Raw genomic sequence first — 18,675 nt, 5'->3', positions numbered from 1 at the left:
CGCAACGCCCCGCCGGGTGCGCGGCGAGCGGTCGCAGACCGTCGCCTGCAGCGCCGCCAACCGACGGTTCGTGACCACTCGGCGCCCCTCCGACGACGAGTCGCGACCACTCGGCGACGGCACGTGACCGATGTCGCGCGACACGCCGCGTGCGCGTCGCCGCGATCGCGCGAACCGTCGTCCGGACGCCGAGCAAGCGGCAGATCGTGCGACCTCGGCCCGGCCCGGCGCACGACGAGTCGTGACCAGCATCCGCGCGTCAGGCGGCGCGCCGCCGGGGCACCACGAGGGGCGTGCCGGTCTCGGGATCGGGGACGACGACGCACGGCAGGCCGAAGACGTCCTCGACGAGGTCCGCGGTGAGCACCGACGACGGCTCCCCCGCCGAGACGATCGCCCCGTCGCGCATCGCGATGACGTGGGTGGCGTAGCGCGCGGCCTGGTTCAGGTCGTGCAGCACCGCGACGACCGTGCGACCGGCGGCGTGCAGCGTGGAGGCGAGTTCGAGCACGTCGTACTGGTGCGCGATGTCGAGGAACGTCGTCGGCTCGTCGAGCAGCACGATGTCGGTCTGCTGCGCGAGCACCATCGCGATCCACACCCGCTGCCGCTGCCCGCCGGAGAGCTCGTCGACGCTCCGGTCCGCCAGTTCCACCGTCGACGTCTGCTCGAGTGCGGCCTGCACGGCCTGCCGGTCGGACCCGGAGGACGGGTGCAGCAGGTCCTGGTGCGGGAACCGGCCCCGGGACACCAGGTCACGCACGGTGATGCCGTCGGGGGCGATCGGGGTCTGCGGGAGCATCCCGACGCGCCGGGCGACGGCCTTCGGGCGGTACGAGTCGATCGGCGCCCCGTCGAGGAAGACCGTGCCGGCACGCGGCTTCAGGGTGCGGGCGAAGGACTTCAGCAGCGTCGACTTGCCGCAGGCGTTGGGCCCGACGATGACCGTCAGTTCGCCGTCCGGGATGTCGACGTCGAGCGTGTCCACCACGACCCGGTCGTCGTACGCCAGGGTCAGCCCACGGGCCCCCAGCGCGGTGGTCGGGACCGGACCGAGCGCGGTGCCCGAGGTCGGCATCAGTGCTCGGCCTTGCCGTGCCGCCAGTAGCCCATGAACGCGACCTGCTTGCGGTCGATGCCGACGCCGCGCACCAGGTGGCGGCGGAGTTCCTTGACGCAGCCGGCCTCGCCCGCGATCCACGCGTAGACGGGGCGCTCGTCGACGGGCGCGGGGACGTCCCACAGCACCTGCTCGTCGACGTCGACGTCGGTGAGCTCGGCGGCCGGCTCGCACGCGGCGGCGGACGACGGCGCGACGGTGGAGGCCCAGGCGTGCACCTGGTCGGTCATCCGGACCCCGTGGGTGGCGCCGTTGCGGGCGATCCAGCGGACCTCGACCCCGGCGGGCGCGGTGACCGGCAGCCGGTCGGCGTCGGTGGGCACCTCGATGAAGACGTGGCCGACGGTCGAGACGTCGAGGGCTTCGAGGATGGCGCAGATGGCCGGTGCGGCGGTCTCGTCCCCGGCGAGCAGGATCCGGTTCGCGTGCCCGGGAGCGAACTCGGCGGCACCGGTCGGCAGGTCCTCCGGCGACTCGGGAACCCGCGGCCCGACGATGCGCAGCTCGTCACCCACGCGGCAGGCCGACACCCAGCGCGACGCCGGACCGGTGTCGCCGTGCGCGACGAAGTCGATGTCGAGTTCGCGGGCGTCCGGCCGGAACGAGCGGACCGTGTACGTGCGGAGCGGGTTGCGGGCGTCGTCCGGCAGCGCGCGCCAGGCGGTGTACCAGTCCTCGTCCTCCGGCAGTTCGGAGAAGCCGATGCCGGGCAGGGGCAGCACGATCTTGATCCGCTGGTCGAGACCGACCGAGGAGAAGTCGGCGAGCGCGTCGCCCGTCAGCGTGACCCGGACGAAGTTCGGGGTGAGCGACGTGACGGCGGCCACACGGACGGAGAAGACGCGATACCGGGTTGCCACGGAATCGAGTATGGCATGCCTTACCTAACGTCTCCAGGCCCGCGGAACGGTGCGAGGATCGTCCCCGTGTCCGAAGCCCCCGACGACGAATTCGCCGACCTGACCGCCCTCGCCAGCGCGAGCGGCGTGACCGCGCCGCTCCGCGCCTCCAGGCAGGTGGTCCGCACCGCGGACGGGCAGGATATCTCCGCGATCCGGTGGGGCGACGACGGCCAGGAGGCCCGGATCACCTACCTGCACGGGCTCGGCATCGACGCCCACAGCTTCGACACCACGGCACTGGCCGTGGGCGAGCCGGCGGTCGCCCTCGACCTGCCCGGCCACGGCCGGTCGTCGTGGCGGGAGGACGCGGACTACGCGGCGGCCGCGACGGCGCCGAGCGTGCTCGCCGCGCTCGACGCGCTCGCGGTGCCGCCGGGCATCGTCGTCGGCCACTCGCTCGGTGCCATCCTGTCCGCTCGGCTCGCGGCCACCGCACCAGATCGGGTCACCGGGCTCGTGCTCGTCGACATGTCGCCGGACTTCGCGCAGCGCGCGGTCGACCGGATCGCCCGCGCGCTCGAGGCCGAGGAGCCGTTCGAGTCGCTCGAGCAGGTCGTCGACCGGGCGATCGAGGCGCGGGTCGGCGACGACCGGCAGGTGCTGCTGCGCGAGGCCCGGCACACGACGGCCCTCGGTGCGGACGGGCGACTCGTTCGCCGTCACCACTTCCCGCACCTGCCCGCCGGGCGGACGTCGTCGGTGGGGCGCTTCGCCGATGCGTGGCCGGACCTCGAGGCCCTGCGCGTGCCGATCCTGCTCGTCCGGGGTGACCGCGGGTACGTCTCCCCGAAGCTGCACGCCGGGTTCGCCGAACGTCTGCCGGACGCCGAGATCGTGACGGTGACCTCGCGGCACGCGGTGCAGAACCAGGCACCCCTCGAACTGGCTTCGGCGATCCGGGCATGGGCGGAGCGGCACAGATTGTTGCACCCGATCGAAGAACCGTCGCCGGACGGCACCAGCCGCCGGTACCCTCGTGCGAGCGCGAGGCCCGATCCCAGCCCTCGTGCCCGGAAGGAACCCACCACCCCATGAGTCCGCTCCTGCCCCGTCGCACCGCGCGCACCTCGCGCATCGGGCGCGCTGCCCTCGCCGCCACCGCCGTCGTTGTCGTCTCCGCCCTGGCGCTGACCGGCTGCTCCGGCTCGTCCGACACCACCGGCGGCAAGGACGCCACGGTGCGCGTCGGGCTGGTGCTCGAGCCGACGAGTCTCGACATCCGCACCCAGTCCGGGGCGGCGCTCGACCAGGTGCTCATCGACAACGTGTACCAGGGGCTCGTCGGCCGGACCGCCGACGGCGACATCCGCGACGTGCTGGCCTCGTCGCACGAGGTCTCGGACGACGGCCTGACCTACACGTTCACGCTGCGGGACGGCACGACGTTCCAGGACGGCAAGCCGGTCACCGCGGCCGACGTCGTGTGGTCGCTCGAGCAGGTCAAGTCGAACGACTCGTACGTCGACTCGGCCAAGCTCGCGGGCGTCACGTCGATCACCTCGCCGTCGGACGACTCCGTCGTGCTGCAACTGGCGAAGCCGGACTCCGACCTGCTCTGGAACCTGACCGGCCGCTCCGGCCTGGTGCTCGAGAAGGCCGCGGACAACGACCTGTCCGACAGCGCGAACGGCACCGGCCCGTTCGAGGTCGCGAGCTGGAAGCAGGGCGACTCGCTCACCTTCGACCGCAACGAGGACTACTGGGGCACGAAGGCGAAGGTCGCGAAGATCGTCTTCCGGTACATCACGGACCCGTCGACCGCCGTCAACGCGATGGCGAACGGTGACCTCGACGTCCTGAACCCGGTCGACGGCACGCTCAAGAGCCAGCTGCAGGGCAACGCCGACATCGCGCTGCACAGCGGCAAGACGACCGACAAGTACACGCTGGCGTTCAACAACCGCAAGGAACCGTTCACGGACGAGCGCGTGCGCCGGGCCATCAGGCAGGCGATCGACGCGAAGGCGCTCATCAAGGCGATCGGCGGCACCGGCGTGGAGCAGGGTGGCCCCATCCCGGAGCTCGACCCCGGTTACGAGGACCTCACCGACATCGACGCGTACGACCCCGCGAACGCGAAGAAGCTCCTGGCCGCCGCCGGCCAGCAGGACCTGAAGCTGACGCTCACCTACGCGAACATCTACCCGACCACGATCGGCGACGTGCTGAAGTCGCAGCTCGCTGACGTCGGGATCACCCTGACCGTCAAGCGTGTCGACTTCGCCACCTGGCTGTCCTCGGTGTTCCAGGCACCGAAGTCCGGCGAGCGGGACTTCGACCTGTCGATGGTCGACCACGTCGAGGCCCGCGACTTCGGCAACTGGGCGAACCCGGACTACTACTTCGGCTACGACAACCCGAAGGTGCAGGCCCTCTACGCCCAGTCGATCGCGGCGACCGACGAGGCCACGAAGACCGAGGCACTCCGCAAGGCTGCACGCATCGTCAGCGAGGACGCGGCCGGCGAGTGGCTCTACACGGCGACCGAGATCACCGCGGTGCGCTCCGGCGTGACGGGCTTCCCGGTCGACGGCGGCAACTCGCGCCTCGACCTGGCGAAGCTCGCGGTCAAGTGACCCGGAGCGACCGCGGCGGGGTGTCCGTCCCCGTAGCATCGGTGTCGTGACCCGGTTCCTCATCGGGCGGGTGCTCCTGCTCGTCGTCGGCCTGCTCGTGGCGAGCGTCATCATCTTCGCCACGCTCCGCGTGCTGCCCGGTGACGTCGCCCAGGTCGTCGCCGGCACGCAGTCGACCCCCGCGCAGGTGGAACAGCTCCGGCAGCAGCTCGGACTCGACCGGCCCGTCGTGGTGCAGTACCTCGACTGGATCGGCGGGGTGTTCCGCGGTGACCTCGGCCGCTCGCTGGTGACGAACGGTGCCGTCGCACCGGAGATCGCGCAGAAGCTCGCGATCACCCTGCCGCTCGCCGCGATGTCCCTGGCGACCGCCCTGGTGATCGGTGTCCCGCTCGGGGTGGTCGCCGCGGTGCTCCGTCGACGCCCGGGCGGTGCGGTGATCGGATTCGCTGCGCAGGCGGTCGCCGCCGTGCCCGTCGTGTGGGCCGGCATGCTCCTCGTCGCCCTGTTCGCGGTGACGCTGCACTGGCTGCCGACGCAGGGCTTCCCGCTCGACGGCTGGTCGGAACCCGGGCGGGCGTTCGCGTCGCTCGTGCTGCCCGCGCTGACGATCGGTGCGGTCGAGGGCGCCGTGATCCTCCGGTTCACCCGGTCCGCCACGCTCTCCGTCCTCGACGCCGACCACCTGCGCACCGCCGCCGCCGTCGGGCTCACCCGCACGCAGGCGCTGCTCCGCCACGGTCTGCCGAGCGTCGCCCTCACGGTGCTCGCGGTGCTCGGCGTCCAGATCGCCGGGCTGCTCGTCGGTGCCGTCGTCGTCGAGCAGCTGTTCTCCCTGCCCGGGGTGGGCCGGATGCTCGTGACCGACGTCGGCCGCCGCGACATCACGAAGGTGCAGTCGGAACTGCTCGTGCTCACCGGACTCGTGCTGCTCGTCGGGTTCGCCGTCGACGTCGTGCACCGCACCCTCGACCCACGACAGCGCGAGGTGCAGGGATGATCCGCCGCCTCGTGTCCCGCCCGACCGGGGTCTTCGCCGTCGTCGTGCTCGGCCTGCTGCTCGTGCTCGCCGCCGTGTCGCTCGTCTGGACACCGCAGAACCCGTTCCGCGCCGACCCGTTCCACCAGTGGGAGGGGCCGAGCGCCGCGCACTGGTTCGGCACCGACGCCGCCGGCCGCGACATCGCGAGCTACCTGCTCGCCGGCACCCGCACCACCGTGCTCGTCGCCGTGGGCTCCGGGGTGATCGCGAGCGCCGTCGGCATCGTCCTCACCGCGATCGGTTCGCTCACCGCCCGCTGGGTGCGCGAGGGCACCGCGGTCCTGCTCGACATCCTGGTGGCGTTCCCGACCCTGCTCACCGCGATGCTCCTGACCGCGGTGTTCGGCGGATCGCTCGGCGTGGTGATCGTCAGCGTCGGGCTCTCCTTCGGCGTGACGATCGCTCGCGTGGCCCGCGGCGAGATCCGGCGGATCGCCCGGAGCGACTACGTGACCGCGGCCCGGGCGTCCGGCGTCGGCGGTGCCGGGGTGCTCTTCCGTCACCTGGTGCCGAACGCGGCGCCGCTGTTCACCGTGCAGCTGTCACTCGCGATGGCCACGGCGGTGCTCGCCGAGGCCGGGCTGTCCTACCTGGGCTACGGCGCCGGATCGGACACCGCGTCCTGGGGCAGCCTGCTGTCCGACCTGCAGACCTACATCGGGGTCCACCCGTGGAGTGCGACCTGGCCGGGAGCCGCCATCGCCCTCGTCGTCGCGGCACTGTCGTTGCTCGGCGACGCGGTGCGGGACGCCTCGGACCCGCGGCTGACGACGAGCGACCGGAGCGCCGACCCGGCGACGACCGACGGCACCGCGAGCGACCGGAACGCCGACCCGGCGACGACCACCCCGGGGGTGACCGCATGACCGCCGACGCACACGACGGATCCGGCCCCGCCCACGCCACCGCAGCCTCCGGGCTCGAGGTGCGCGGGTTGTCGGTCCGCATCACGGGGCGGACGATCCTCGACGACGTCAGCTTCACCGTGCCTCCCGGCCAGCGCGTCGGCGTGATCGGCGCGAGCGGATCCGGCAAGTCGATGACCTCGCTCGCCCTGATGGGCCTGGAGCCCACCGGTGCCGTCGTGACCGGCAGCGTCCGCCTGGACGGCACCGAACTCGTCGGCCTGCCCGACCGCGAGCGCGCGCGCCACCGTGGGTCGGGCATCGCGATGGTGTTCCAGGAGCCGGGCACCGCGCTCGACCCGCTGCGCCGCGTGGGCGCGCAGATCGCGGAGCCGCTCCGGCTGCACCGCGGGCTCGACCGACGCGTGGCACGCGCGGCAGTCGTCGACCTGGCGGCGTCCGTGGGCCTGCCCGACCCGGAGTCGCTGCTGCGGCAGTACCCGCACCAGCTGTCCGGCGGCCAGCGGCAGCGGATCTGCATCGCGATGGCGATGGCAGGCGAGCCGTCGTACCTGGTCGCCGACGAGCCGACCACGGCGCTCGACGTCACCACCGAGGCCCGCATCCTCGACCTGTTCGAGCACCTGCCGGCGGGCATGGTGTTCGTCACCCACGACCTCGCCGTGCTCGCGCGCATCGCCGACACCGCCGTGGTGCTCGACGCCGGCCGGGTGGTCGAACAGGGCCGCGTCGCGGACCTGCTCGCCGCACCGCAGCACCCCGCCACCGCCGCGCTCGTCGACGCCGCACGTGCCACCGCCAGGAGGACCGCCCCGTGACCCTCCCCGTCCTCGAGGCCACCGGTCTCCACCGCACCTACCGCCTCGCCCGCCGCGGCCCGTTCGAGCCCGGTCCGGTCCGCACCGCCGTCGACGGTGTCGACCTGACGGTCGCCCCCGGCGCACGGCTCGGCATCGTCGGCGAATCGGGATCCGGCAAGTCCACGCTGGTCCGGCTGCTCGCCGGCCTGGAGGCCCCTTCCGCAGGCACCGTCGCCGCCTCCGGCCGTCCGGTGGTCGCGTCCCGGTCCGCGCGTGCGTTGCGCTGGTTCCGTCGCGAGACCGGGGTGGTGTTCCAGGACCCGTACGCGTCCCTCGACCCGCGGATGCGCGTCGGCGCGATCGTCGCCGAGCCGCTGCGGGCCCTGCAGGTCCCGGGGTCGCACGACGACCTGGTTCGTGCCGTGCTGGAGCGCGTCGACCTGCCCGCCGACACGGTCGACCGGTACCCGCACGAGTTCTCCGGCGGGCAGCGGCAGCGGATCGCGATCGCCCGGGCCGTGGTGCACTCGCCCCGGATCCTGTTCGGCGACGAGCCGATGAGCGCTCTCGACGTGGTGGTCCGCGCCCGGGTGATCGAGCTGTTCCGGTCGCTCGCCGACGACCTCGGGCTGACGCTCGTGCTGGTGTCGCACGACATCGGCGTCGTGCAGCGGCTGTGCGACACGGTCGCGGTGATGTCCGACGGTCGGATCGTCGAGCACGGGCCGGTGTCGCTCCTCGACGCGCCGCAGCACCCGGTGACGCGGGCGTTGGTGGCGGCGGCGCCGACGCTGCCGTAGGCGGGCGGCGGGCGGCGGGCGGCGGCGCACCGTGCGCGCCCCGCCACTCGGTGCGGGCTTGCCCGCACAGAGCCGGCCTACAAGGCCGCACCGAACAAGCAACGCCGCGCCACATGCACGAAACCGCACCGTGCGCCAGACAGGAGGCACGACACCAGCCCGCCTCGCGCCTCCAGACCAGACGCACACGAGTCCACCGCACCGTGCGCACCCCGCCACTCCGTGCGGGCTTGCCCGCACGGAGCCGGCCTACAAGGCCGCACCGGACAAGCAACGCCGCACCACATGCACGAAACCGCACCGTGCGCCAGACAGGAGGCACGGCACCGGCCCGACCCGCGCCTCCAGACCAGACGCACACGAGTCCACCGCACCGTGCGCACCCCGCCACTCCGTGCGGGCTTGCCCGCACGGAGCCGGCCTACAAGGCCGCATCGAGCAAGCAACCCCGCACCAGCCTGACAACGCCGCACGGTGCGCCGCGCGCCCGCGCCCCCGCACCCCGCGCACCGGAGCGGCCCCGCGCCTCCCGTCAGGCGGTCCAGGCAGCCGGGTGCCGCCGCTGCCAGCGCAACCGGCGCTCGAGCTGCGCGCCGATCGCGAGCAGGACGCGCTCGCCGCCGGGGCGCCCGATCAGCTGCACGCCCATCGGCAGGCCGCCGCCGTCGGGGTGGTCGTCGTCGGTCACGCCGACCGGCAGGGTGATCGCGGGGAGCCCGGAGACGTTCGCCATCGACGTCCACGGCGAGTACGCGCACTGGCGGCGGAAGTCCTCGTCGGGGTCGTCGCCGTACCAGCCGAGGGGCCGCGGCGTCATCGCGAGGGTCGGCGTGAGCACCGCGTCGAACCGGTCGAACGCGCCGATGAGCGTCGTCGAGAAGGTGTCGAGCGTCGTCATCGCGTCGAGGACCTGCGTGCCGGACAGCGCCTGCCCGCGCGCCACGAGCCACGCCACGAGCGGTGTCAGCGACGACAGGTCGATGCCGGGCACCTGCGGCAGGCGGGCGGCGGAACTCTCCCACGCCACCCGGAACGCGTCGGCATACGGCACGCGGGGCATCCGGACGTCCTCGACGCCCTGCCCGACCTCGCCGAGCACCCGCACGGCGGTCTCCACGGCAGCCCGGGCCGCGGGGTCGACGACCACGTCGACGGTGTCGTCCCACGGTGAACCCTCGAGCACCCCGACGACGAACCGGCCCTCGCCGCGGACGGCGGCCGCGGTGAACGGTCCCTCGCCGACGTCGGGGGTGACGAGGGCGTACGGCGAGGGCTCCGGCAGCCCGGTCGGCGCGACCAGCGCGTCGAGGAGCATGCCCGCATCGGCGACGGACCGGGTGAGCGGCCCGGCCACGGACAGGCCGCCGACGCCGGAGCGGCCGGGCATCGACGGCACGCGGCCGCGGCTCGGCTTCAGGCCGACGAGTCCGGTCGCCGCGGCGGGGATCCGAACCGATCCGCCGCCGTCCGACCCGACCGCGGCGGGCACGAGTCCGGCGGCGACGGCGACGGCTGCACCGCTCGACGACCCGCCCGGCGCGCGCGTGGTGTCGTAGGGGTTCCGCGTCACGCCGAGCCGGGTCTCGGACGACGAGGACATGCCGAACTCCGGTGACGCGGTCTTGCCGAGGCTGACGGTGCCGGCCGCGTCGAGCGCGGCGACGAGCGGGTGGTCAGCCGACGCGGGACGCTCCGGCAGACTCGCGGTGCCGTTCCGCGTGGGGACGCCGGCGCGGTCGTACAGGTCCTTGTCGGCGGACGGGAGGCCCCACAACGGTCTCGACGTCGGCACCAGGTGGCCGAGGCGATCGGCTCGGGCCCGGGCAGCGTCCGCGGTGACCGTCACGAAGGCGCCGAGTCCGGCGTCCAGGCGTTCCACGCGGGACAGGTAGTGCTCGGTGACCTCGAGGGCGGTCGCCTCGCCCCGGCGGATCCAGTCCCAGAGTTCCTGTGCGGAGAGGTGGTGGAGTTCGAACACGGCTCCGAGCCTAGGCGGCGGTGGCCCGTATCCTTCGACGGTGGACACCACTCTCCCCTCCGGCACGACGAAGCGCCGGATCGAACTCCGGCTCGTCCGGCCCCTGTTCGCCTGGTTCGCCCGGCCGACCGTCACCGTCGACGGGGTGGGGCACCCGGCCCAGTGGGGCACCGGCACGTGGGCGGTGCCGGACGACGGCGACACGGTGATCGGCGTGTACCTGTTCAACCGCGCGTGGCGGTTCGGGGCGGCCTCGGTGCCGGTCGGCGGCGCGACGGCGCTCGAGTACCGGGGCGGGCTGCTGCCGGTGGGTGCGGGTCGGCTGGTGCCGCGGGGCTGAGGGTCTGGCCGGGCAGGGTCTGCTCGGGCGGCTACTCGAACATCTCGGCGAGGAGCGCGTGCGGGTCACCGTCGACCACGTGCGCGGATCGTCGCTCCGGCCAGTGCGTCGTGGCGTCGTCCGGCCAGCACGGCACGACGTGGAGGTGCAGGTGCGGCACGCTCTGGCCGGCGTCCGCGCCCGATGCCTGCAGCACGACGGTCCCGGTCGCGCCGAGCGCCCCCTTCATCGCACGGGCGACGCGCTGCGCCAGTGCCGTGGTGGCGGCGAGTGCCGTGGGTCCTGCACTGAGCAGGTCGGCGGTGTGCTCGACCGGCACGACCAGGGTGTGGCCGGGAGCCAGCGCCGAGTCGGGCAGGGGTGCGAAGGCGACGGCGTGCTCCTCGCGCTCGACCCACACGGCGGGTTGGTCACCGGCGATCACGGCACAGAAGACGCAGGAGTCCATCGGCCCAGTCTGCTGCACGTGGGGTGCCCGCTCCGCGTGGGACGATGGGCGCATGACCGCCACGCTCGTCGCCAAGGGCCTGTCCGGCGGGTACGCCGCTCGCACGCTGTTCGACTCCCTCGACCTGACGGTGGCGCCTGGTGACGTGATCGGGGTCGTCGGTGTGAACGGTGCCGGCAAGTCCACGCTGCTCCGGCTGCTGGCCGGGGTCGACGAGCCGCTGGCCGGCACGGTGTCCCTGGCACCGACGGACGCGTTCGTGGGGTGGCTCCCCCAGGAGCACGAGCGCATCGCGGGCGAGACCGTCGCGGCGTACCTCGGGCGGCGGACCGGCTGCACCGAGGCGACGGCGACGATGGACGCAGCAGCGGCGGCGCTCGGGGACCCCGACGCCGGCGACGCAGCGGCCGACCGGTACTCGGCGGCGCTCGACCGCTGGCTCGCCGCGGGGGCCGCCGACCTGGAGGACCGGATCCCGGCGGTGCTCGCCGACCTCGGCCTCGAACCCGGCACCGGCGACTCCGGTGCGGACGGCGTCGGCCCGGACTCCCTGATGACCGCGCTGTCCGGTGGGCAGGTCGCCCGCGTCGGGCTCGCCGCGCTGCTGCTGTCGCGGTTCGACATCGTCCTGCTCGACGAACCGACCAACGACCTCGACCTGGACGGCCTCGACCGGCTCGAGGCGTTCGTGCGCGGGCTGCGCGGCGGGGTGGTGCTCGTCAGTCACGACCGTGAGTTCCTGGCGCGCTCGGTGACCTCGGTGCTCGAGCTCGACCTGGCGCAGTCGTCCAACCGGCTGTTCGGCGGCGGGTACGACTCGTTCCTCGAGGAGCGCGAGATCGCCCGGCAGCACAAGCGTGACGCGTACGACGAGTTCGCGTCGACGAAGGCCGACCTGGTCTCGCGGGCACGGACGCAGCGCGAGTGGTCGAGCCAGGGTGTCCGGAACGCGATGAAGAAGAGCCCGGACAACGACAAGATCCGCCGCCGTGCCGCCTCGGAGTCGAGCGAGAAGCAGGCGCAGAAGGTCCGGCAGATGGAGTCCCGCATCGCCCGGCTCGACGAGGTCGAGGAGCCGCGCAAGGAGTGGCAGCTGGAGTTCACGATCGGCAGCGCACCCCGGTCGTCGGCCGTCGTGGCGACGCTGTCGAACGCCACGTTCACCCAGGGCGACTTCACCCTCGGCCCGGTCTCGCTGCAGGTCGACGGTGGTGACCGGATCGGCATCACCGGCCCGAACGGCGCCGGTAAGTCCACCCTGCTGCGGGCGCTGCTCGGCAAGCAGGCGCCGACGACGGGCACGGCCTCGCTCGGGTCCAGCGTCGCGGTCGGCGAGGTCGACCAGGCGCGTGCGGCGTTCACCGGTGACCAGCCCCTGGCAGCGGCGTTCGAGGCGATCGTCCCCGAGTACACCACCGCCGACGTCCGGACGCTGCTCGCGAAGTTCGGGCTGAAGGCGGACCACGTCGGCCGACCAGCCTCGGCGCTCTCCCCCGGCGAGCGCACCCGGGCCGGACTCGCGCTCCTGCAGGCCCGCGGGGTGAACGTGCTCGTCCTCGACGAACCGACCAACCACCTCGACCTCACCGCGATCGAGCAGCTCGAGCAGGCGCTGGAGTCCTACGACGGGACCCTACTGCTCGTCACACACGACCGGCGCATGCTGGAGACCGTCCGACTCGACCGGCAGTGGCGGGTCGAGGGCGGCACCGTCACCGAACGCTGACGGATCGACCGAGGGGGAAGCACCATGCGACGCAACACCTGGATCGCGACGACTGCCGGGGTGGTGGTGCTCGCCGTCGCCGCCGTCGTGGTGGGGGTGACCGTCGGGTCGCCAGCACCGGAGCCGACCCGCGCGGCCCGGGCCACGACGACACCGACCCCGAGCGCCACGCCGAAACCGAGGCCGACGCTCGCGGCCGTCCCCGCTGCACCGTCCGACGCGACCCTGGCCGCGCTGCCGTTGGCGTTCCACGACGCCGTCGTGCCGCAGTTGCTCGACGGCGGGGACGTGGAGCCCGAGGACACGTGGCAGATCGCGACCCCGCGCACGCAGCTCGTCGCCCTGTACGCGAGCCCGTCGAGCCGCGCCCGGCCGGTGGCGACCCTGTCCCACCTGGTGTCGACGATCAACCGACCCGCGGCGACCGCGGTGTGGGATCGCTCCCCCGGCAAGGACGGCGGGATGCTCCTGGTGTCCACGCCGTCCCGCAACCGCACCCCCGGTGACGGCGGCGACCCGGACGCCCCGAGCGCGACGTTCGCCTGGGCCCGGGCCGCCGACTTCACCGTGACGCGCACCGACCGGATGATCACGGTCGACGTCGCGGCGAGCACGGTGTCCGTCGTCACCCGGTCGGGCAAGGTCACGGCAACCGAGGCCGCCCGGCTCGGGACGCCGGAGGACCCCACACCGGCCGACACCGCCACCTACGTCGAGGCGGCGTACGTCGACACGCGCGTCGCGTACACGCAGGGCAACCCGATCATCCTGACCGGGGCGCACTCGTCCCGGATCCCGTCGTACGGCGGCAACGCGGCACTGACCGCGTTGCACTACTACCCGGACCCGACCGGCAGCTCGCACGGCTGCGTCCGGATCTCGGCGGAGATGACGAAGACGCTCGCGGCGCTGCCCGTCGGCACCCCGATCCGGTTCAGCTGAGCGACGGGCCCGCGGACACCGGGGCGGGAGCCGACCGGGTCAGTGGAAGGGGCAGCGGCCCCGGACCTCGCCACCCGATGCCGGCTTCGTCGGCAGTCGGCGGCGGTCGACCTGGAGCCCGTCGTCGAGGATCGTCAGCCGCGGGTCGCTCAGCACCGAGACCGCGGCCGCGAGTGCGGCGATCGCGACCTTCTCGCCGGGGCACCGGTGCCCCGTGGCGACGTCGGCACCGCCGTGCGGGACGAACGTCGTGATGGACTCGAAATCGTCCACGCCGAGGAACCGCGACGGGTCGAACTCGCCGGCACGCTCCCACGAGCGCTCGTCGGTGTCGGTCCCGGTGATGTCGAGCACCACGCGCCCGCCGGCGGGCAGGTGTTCGCCGTCCAGCTCGACGTCCGTGGTGGCCCAGGCGGGCAGCATCGGCACGAACGGCGCGGTCCGGCGGATCTCCTGCGCGAAGGCGACGGCGAGCGGGCCGTCGACGCGCGGACCGACGGCGAGCGGGCCGTCGACGCGCGGGCCGTCGACGCGCGGCCCGTCAGCGACCTCGGCCGCCGCGCTCTCGGCGGCGATCCGTCCCCGCCACTCCGGCCGGTCGTGCAACTCCTTCGCCGCGAACGCCACGAACCGGGCCACCGCGATGGCCGGCCGGATGCTGTTCTGCAGTTCGATGCCGGCCAGCCGCGCCGGCAGCAGCGCCCCGGAGGGGTCCCGGTGCCACGCCCACTCGTGCAGGGCGGTGTGCGGCTCGGGGGTCAACCGGCCACCGCGCACGGCCTCGACCAGCCGCCGGGCGTGCCGGTCCGACCAGTGCCGGTTCAGGACGGCCTGCAGGTACTCCGGTGAGTAGGGCACCCCGAAGCCGTCGACGACCTGGGCGAGCCGCGCCGCCCAGCGGGTCTTCGCCGCCGGCGTCCCCGGCAGCCCTGCCCACCGCATGACGGCGCGGCCGATCGCGCCGACGGCCGCGTCGTACGCCGACCGGGTGCCACCGGCGAGCCACGCGTCGCGTTCGGTCGCCCACTCCCGGGCCAGCAGGGGTGCGAGGCGCCGGACCTGCTCGTCCTCGTACGCGACGTCGACGAAGGTGGCCTTGCGGTGGTGGTGCTCCGCCCCGTCGAGACTGTGCACCGAGCCGACGCCGAACAGCGTCCGCTGCACGATCGCCGGCATCGCGCCGTGGCGTGCCGTGCGGTCGCCGTCGTAGAACAGCCCGACGCCCTCGGCACCACGCACGAGCAGCGCCGGACGTCCGAGCAGTCGGAAGCCCACCGCCCGCGCCCCCGGGCGGGTCCGGCGCCACAGGTGGGCACCGAACCCGTAACCGCGGGTCAGGAGCGAGAGGGAGTCGTCGATCGCCATGCGGCCATGCTGCCGAGCACCGCCCGATCAGGCTCTCGGGATCCGGACCAGTCCGAGCCGCGCCACGACCTCGGCACTCTCCTCTTCCGGGGTGCGGTCGGCGGCGATCGTCAGGTGGGCCTCGTCGGACTGCGGCGGCTCGAGCGTGGCGAGCTGCGACTGCAGCAGCGACGTCGGCATGAAGTGCCCGGAGCGCTGCGACATCCGCTCCTCGATGAGCGCACCGTCACCGGCCACGTGCACGAACACCACCCCGGGGGCCCGCAGCACGTCGCGGTACGAGCGCTTCAGGGCCGAGCAGGTCACGACGCCGTTCGTCCCGGCGTCCAGGTGTCCGCGGATCCAGCCGGCGACGACGTCGAGCCACGGCCAGCGGTCCTCGTCGGTGAGCGGGGTGCCGGCGTGCATCTTGTCGACGTTCGCCGGCGGGTGCATCGCGTCGCCCTCGGCGAACTCCCACCCGACCTGCTCCGCCACCATGGCGGCGACGGTCGACTTGCCGGACCCGGAGACCCCCATCACGACCAGGACGCGGGCGTCCAGCCCGGCGTCGGCCGCACCGGCAGCAGCGGCCGCACCGAGGTCTGCGCCGCTCATCGGATGAACACCCCGGCCAGCAGGACCCCGAGCAGACCGAACACCGAGATGAGGCACTCGAGCACCGTCCACGTCTTGAACGTCTGCCCCACCGTGGTGCCGAGGTACCCCTTGACCAGCCAGAACCCGGCGTCGTTCACGTGCGACAGGAACACCGAGCCGGCACCGATGGCGAGCACGAGCAGGGAGGTCATCGGCGTCGACAGATCGGCGGCGATCGGCGCCATGATGCCGGCGGCGGTCACCGTGGCGACCGTGGCCGACCCGGTCGCCACGCGCACCAGGGCCGAGACGACCCAGGCGACGAGCAGCACCGAGACGCCGGAGTCCTTGACGGCGTCGGCGATCACGCCGCCGATCCCGGTGTCGATGAGCACCTGCTTGAACCCACCGCCGGCACCGACGATGAGCAGCACCCCGGCGATCGGGGGCAGCGCGCTCTCGAGCGACTTCGACACCGCCGAGCGGTCCATCCCGCCGCCGATCGCGAAGAAGACCATCGCGTAGACGGCCGCGATGCCGATGGCGATCATCGGCGAACCGAGGAAGTCGAGCAGGCTCACCCACGAGCCGGCGGCGTCGGGGGCGGTGGCCTCACGGATCGCCTGGGCGAGCATGAGCACGACCGGCAGCAGGATGCCGATCAGGGCGACGGTGAACGAGGGGCTGCGCGGCTCGCTGATGACGCGCGTGAAGTCGCTCTTGCCGTTGGGCAGGGACGCGGTGTCCTGCGTGGCGGGGCCGCGCCGGGCCTCCCGTCCGGGGTGTGCCGGGTCGTCGGCGAAGGCGGCGGACCCGGAACCCGACCCCGAACCCGGCCCGGCGGTGGCGACCGCCCCACGCGATCCGAACATGTCGGGGACGGGGATGTCGACCCAGCGGGCCGCGAAGCGGGCGAAGAGCGGCCCGGCCAGGATGATCACCGGGATCGCCAGCACGATGCCGAAGGCGAGCGTGGTGCCGAGGTTCGCACCGACGGTGGAGATCGCGACGAGCGGGCCGGGGTGCGGCGGGACGAACGCGTGCATCGTCGACAGGCCGACCAGCGCGGGGACGGCGATCTTCATGATCGGCACCTCGCTGCGCTTTGCGACGAGCACGATGATCGGGATGAGCAGGACGAGGCCGACCTCGAAGAACATCGGCAGCCCGATGAGCGCCCCGATCAGGGCCATCGTCCACGGCAGCGCCGCCTTCGACGACTTCCGCACCAGGGTGTCCACGACGCGGTCCGCTGCGCCGGAGTCGACGAGCATCTTGCCGAACATCGCCCCGAGCCCGACGAGGATGCCGACGCTCGTCATGGTCGCGCCGAAGCCGTCACCGAAGCTGGTGACCGCCTTGTCCGGCGCCAGGCCCGCGCCGATGCCGACGCCGAGCGCGCCGATCGTGAGCGCGATGAACGGGTGCACCTTGAGCCAGGTGATGAGCGCGATGATCACCACGATGCCGACGAGCGCCGCGATGATCAGCTGCGGGATCGAACCGGACGGGTCGACCGTCTCGGTGGTGCCACCCGCGGCGAGCAGGTGGTCCGGGAGAGCGTGAGGCATCAGCGCCCCTTCCTGGAGTCGCTGCTGCGCGGCTCCGTCGCCTTCGTGTCGAGGGTGGACTGGCGCGACGAACGCCGACCCTCAATAATCTGATTAATCAGACTATACGCCGTCGTCCCGCGCGCCAACCGCCCGTCCCCGGAGTCTGCCGCTTCGATGGGACCGGCGTCACGGCGACCGCGTGACCCGTACTGCACGGAGGAAACGATGCCCACCGCACGCGGACTGCACGCCCACGTGCTCGACACCCTGGGCCAGCGGATCGTCGACGGCGACCTGGCCACGGGTTCCGTCGTGCGACCCGAACTGGTCGCCGACGAGTTCGGGGTGTCCCGCTCGGTCGTCCGCGAGGCCCTGCGCGTCCTGCAGTCCCTCGGCCTGGTCGAGCCCCGGCAGCGGGTCGGCACGCTCGTCCGCGACATCACCGCGTGGGAGCTGCTCGCCCCCACCGTGATCCGGTGGCGCGGTACCTCACCGGCGTACTTCGTGCAGCAGCGCGAGCTCGTCGAGCTCCGGCTCGGCGTCGAACCGGTCGCGGCGTCCCTGACCGCCGGCTCCGCGGGCGCGGACGCCGTGCTCGCCGCCGCCGAGGACATGCTCGACGCCTGCGGACGCGAGGACAGCCGCGCCTACCTGGAGGCCGACGTCCGCTTCCACCGTGCACTGCTCACCGGGTCGGGGAACGCCGTGTTCGCGCACTTCGCCGGCACGGTCGAGGCGCTCCTGCGCACCCGCACGTCGGAGTCGCGGGACCCCATCACGCGCTGGACGCGCGAGGCGGCACTCCGGCACCAGGCGGTCGGGCGCGCAGCGGTCGACGGTGACGCGGACGCCGCCGCGGCGGCGGCCACCGCGCTGCTCCGCGTGACGCGGGACGAGTTCATCACCGAGGCGCCGGCGGGCTGACGCGACCGGGCGACGGCCTGGAGGCGCGTGCCGGGGCCGCCACGGGCCTCCCGTCCGCCCCGCGGCCGCGTCTCGAGCGTGACGCGCGTCGACCGCGTCGGCTCCGTCAGCGTCGTCGCGCGAACAGTCGCGGGCCGCGCAGGCGGAGCCGCATCGTGACGGTGCCGAGCCAGCGGTCGTACTTGTAGCCCACCTTGCCCATCCGGCCCACTTCCTCGAAGCCGAGCCGCTCGTGCAGCCGGATCGACGCCTCGGCCTGGCGGTCCGCGATGACCGCGACGACCTCACGCACACCGGCCGAGCGGCACTCGTCGAGCAGCGCCTCCATCAGCGCGCGGCCGAGCCCCTTGCCACCGGACGCGGCGCCGAGGTAGATCGAGTCCTCGACGACGTGGTTCGAGCGGTCCCGCGGGTTCCACGCGTCGACCAGGGCGTACCCGAGGATCTGCCCGGCGGGGTTCTCCGCCACCAGGAACGGCAGGCGGCGCTTCCGGATGTCGTCGTAGCGCTTCTTCCACGCGGCGTACGTGAACGCCGCCGGGTCGAAGGTCACCGACGAGTTGCGGACGTAGTGCGTGTGGATCTCGCGCACGTGGGGCAGGTCCCCCACCTCGGCCGCACGGATGCGGTACTCGAAGGCCGTCTCGGTCGCCGCCGGGGCACGCAGGTGTCGCGGCAGGACCCGCCGTCGCTGGTATTCCTCCTCGAGCACGT

Annotated in this window: 18 protein-coding genes; 10 read left to right on the top strand and 8 right to left on the bottom strand. The window is 73.4% G+C overall.

The genetic code is table 11. The annotated features are described in order from the left end of the window. Nucleotides 1–259: 259 nt before the first annotated feature. Together BIU91_RS05660 and BIU91_RS05655 are read right to left on the bottom strand one after the other, a co-directional pair. Entirely contained in the window at nt 260–1,078 is an 819-nt protein-coding gene (locus BIU91_RS05660) for an ABC transporter ATP-binding protein (RefSeq protein WP_071404595.1), read from the bottom strand. Next, nucleotides 1,078–1,980: a siderophore-interacting protein gene (locus BIU91_RS05655; RefSeq protein WP_128780015.1), complete on the bottom strand. Its 903-nt coding sequence runs from the start codon at nt 1,978–1,980 to the stop codon at nt 1,078–1,080. Before BIU91_RS05655 ends, BIU91_RS05660 begins: the two co-directional genes overlap by 1 nt. Before the next feature lie 66 nt (nt 1,981–2,046). Here BIU91_RS05655 and BIU91_RS05650 point away from each other — a divergent pair, with 66 nt between their 5' ends. From BIU91_RS05650 to BIU91_RS05625, 6 genes are read left to right on the top strand one after another with little or no spacing between them, the layout of a single operon-like run. Further along, nucleotides 2,047–3,057, top strand: coding sequence for an alpha/beta hydrolase (locus BIU91_RS05650; protein WP_071404593.1), 1,011 nt, complete (start codon nt 2,047–2,049; stop codon nt 3,055–3,057). Continuing rightward, nucleotides 3,054–4,598, top strand: a complete 1,545-nt coding sequence (locus BIU91_RS05645) for an ABC transporter substrate-binding protein (protein ID WP_071404592.1) — start codon at nt 3,054–3,056, stop codon at nt 4,596–4,598. The genes BIU91_RS05650 and BIU91_RS05645 overlap by 4 nt, the downstream gene beginning before the upstream one ends. Before the next feature lie 46 nt (nt 4,599–4,644). Beyond that, the gene (locus BIU91_RS05640) at nt 4,645–5,598 is read left to right on the top strand and encodes an ABC transporter permease (protein WP_071404591.1); all 954 of its coding nucleotides are present in this window, start codon (nt 4,645–4,647) and stop codon (nt 5,596–5,598) included. Continuing rightward, the gene (locus BIU91_RS05635; protein WP_071404590.1) at nt 5,595–6,506 is read left to right on the top strand and encodes an ABC transporter permease; all 912 of its coding nucleotides are present in this window, start codon (nt 5,595–5,597) and stop codon (nt 6,504–6,506) included. Before BIU91_RS05640 ends, BIU91_RS05635 begins: the two co-directional genes overlap by 4 nt. After that, nucleotides 6,503–7,324, top strand: a complete 822-nt coding sequence (locus BIU91_RS05630) for an ABC transporter ATP-binding protein (protein ID WP_071404589.1) — start codon at nt 6,503–6,505, stop codon at nt 7,322–7,324. Before BIU91_RS05635 ends, BIU91_RS05630 begins: the two co-directional genes overlap by 4 nt. Then, the gene (locus BIU91_RS05625; RefSeq protein WP_071404588.1) at nt 7,321–8,106 is read left to right on the top strand and encodes an ABC transporter ATP-binding protein; all 786 of its coding nucleotides are present in this window, start codon (nt 7,321–7,323) and stop codon (nt 8,104–8,106) included. The genes BIU91_RS05630 and BIU91_RS05625 overlap by 4 nt, the downstream gene beginning before the upstream one ends. A 532-nt stretch (nt 8,107–8,638) precedes the next feature. Here BIU91_RS05625 and BIU91_RS05620 read toward each other — a convergent pair. Continuing rightward, nucleotides 8,639–10,084, bottom strand: coding sequence for an amidase (locus tag BIU91_RS05620; protein WP_071404587.1), 1,446 nt, complete (start codon nt 10,082–10,084; stop codon nt 8,639–8,641). Between the two features lie 40 nt (nt 10,085–10,124). On the opposite strand from BIU91_RS05620, the gene BIU91_RS05615 reads away from it, so the two are divergent. Continuing rightward, nucleotides 10,125–10,424, top strand: coding sequence for a hypothetical protein (locus tag BIU91_RS05615; RefSeq protein WP_071404586.1), 300 nt, complete (start codon nt 10,125–10,127; stop codon nt 10,422–10,424). 31 nt (nt 10,425–10,455) lie between these two features. On the opposite strand, the gene BIU91_RS05610 is transcribed toward BIU91_RS05615, so the two are convergent. Next, complete coding sequence (locus BIU91_RS05610) at nt 10,456–10,872, bottom strand: HIT domain-containing protein (RefSeq protein ID WP_071404585.1); 417 nt, start codon at nt 10,870–10,872, stop codon at nt 10,456–10,458. A 52-nt stretch (nt 10,873–10,924) separates the two neighbouring features. Between BIU91_RS05610 and BIU91_RS05605 the strand changes: the two genes are divergently transcribed. Further along, the gene (locus BIU91_RS05605; RefSeq protein ID WP_071404584.1) at nt 10,925–12,598 is read left to right on the top strand and encodes an ABC-F family ATP-binding cassette domain-containing protein; all 1,674 of its coding nucleotides are present in this window, start codon (nt 10,925–10,927) and stop codon (nt 12,596–12,598) included. Between the two features lie 24 nt (nt 12,599–12,622). After that, nucleotides 12,623–13,540 carry a L,D-transpeptidase gene (locus BIU91_RS05600; protein ID WP_071404583.1) on the top strand — a complete coding sequence of 306 codons (918 nt, stop codon included), beginning with the start codon at nt 12,623–12,625 and terminating at the stop codon, nt 13,538–13,540. Nucleotides 13,541–13,579: 39 nt separating this feature from the next. Here BIU91_RS05600 and BIU91_RS05595 read toward each other — a convergent pair whose 3' ends face one another. From BIU91_RS05595 to BIU91_RS05585, 3 genes are read right to left on the bottom strand one after another with little or no spacing between them, the layout of a single operon-like run. Beyond that, the gene (locus tag BIU91_RS05595) at nt 13,580–14,905 is read right to left on the bottom strand and encodes a cytochrome P450 (RefSeq protein WP_071404582.1); all 1,326 of its coding nucleotides are present in this window, start codon (nt 14,903–14,905) and stop codon (nt 13,580–13,582) included. A 27-nt stretch (nt 14,906–14,932) separates the two neighbouring features. Beyond that, entirely contained in the window at nt 14,933–15,502 is a 570-nt protein-coding gene (locus tag BIU91_RS05590) for a gluconokinase (protein ID WP_071404581.1), read from the bottom strand. Next, on the bottom strand, nt 15,499–17,055 hold the full coding sequence (locus tag BIU91_RS05585) for an SLC13 family permease (RefSeq protein ID WP_071404580.1): 1,557 nt from the start codon (nt 17,053–17,055) through the stop codon (nt 15,499–15,501). The genes BIU91_RS05590 and BIU91_RS05585 overlap by 4 nt, the downstream gene beginning before the upstream one ends. A 207-nt stretch (nt 17,056–17,262) precedes the next feature. On the opposite strand from BIU91_RS05585, the gene BIU91_RS05580 reads away from it, so the two are divergent. After that, on the top strand, nt 17,263–17,961 hold the full coding sequence (locus tag BIU91_RS05580; RefSeq protein WP_071404579.1) for an FCD domain-containing protein: 699 nt from the start codon (nt 17,263–17,265) through the stop codon (nt 17,959–17,961). Between the two features lie 106 nt (nt 17,962–18,067). Here the strand turns inward: BIU91_RS05580 and BIU91_RS05575 are convergent, their stop codons facing one another. Then, nucleotides 18,068–18,673 carry a GNAT family N-acetyltransferase gene (locus tag BIU91_RS05575; RefSeq protein ID WP_027465815.1) on the bottom strand — a complete coding sequence of 202 codons (606 nt, stop codon included), beginning with the start codon at nt 18,671–18,673 and terminating at the stop codon, nt 18,068–18,070. Nucleotides 18,674–18,675 lie beyond the last annotated feature (2 nt).

The sequence above is a fragment of the Curtobacterium sp. MMLR14_002 genome, assembly GCF_001864975.1.
GTDB classification, from domain to species: Bacteria; Actinomycetota; Actinomycetes; order Actinomycetales; family Microbacteriaceae; genus Curtobacterium; species Curtobacterium flaccumfaciens.
The sequence above is the reverse complement of the archived record's forward strand: the minus strand, read 5'-3'. Positions and strand labels throughout refer to the sequence as shown.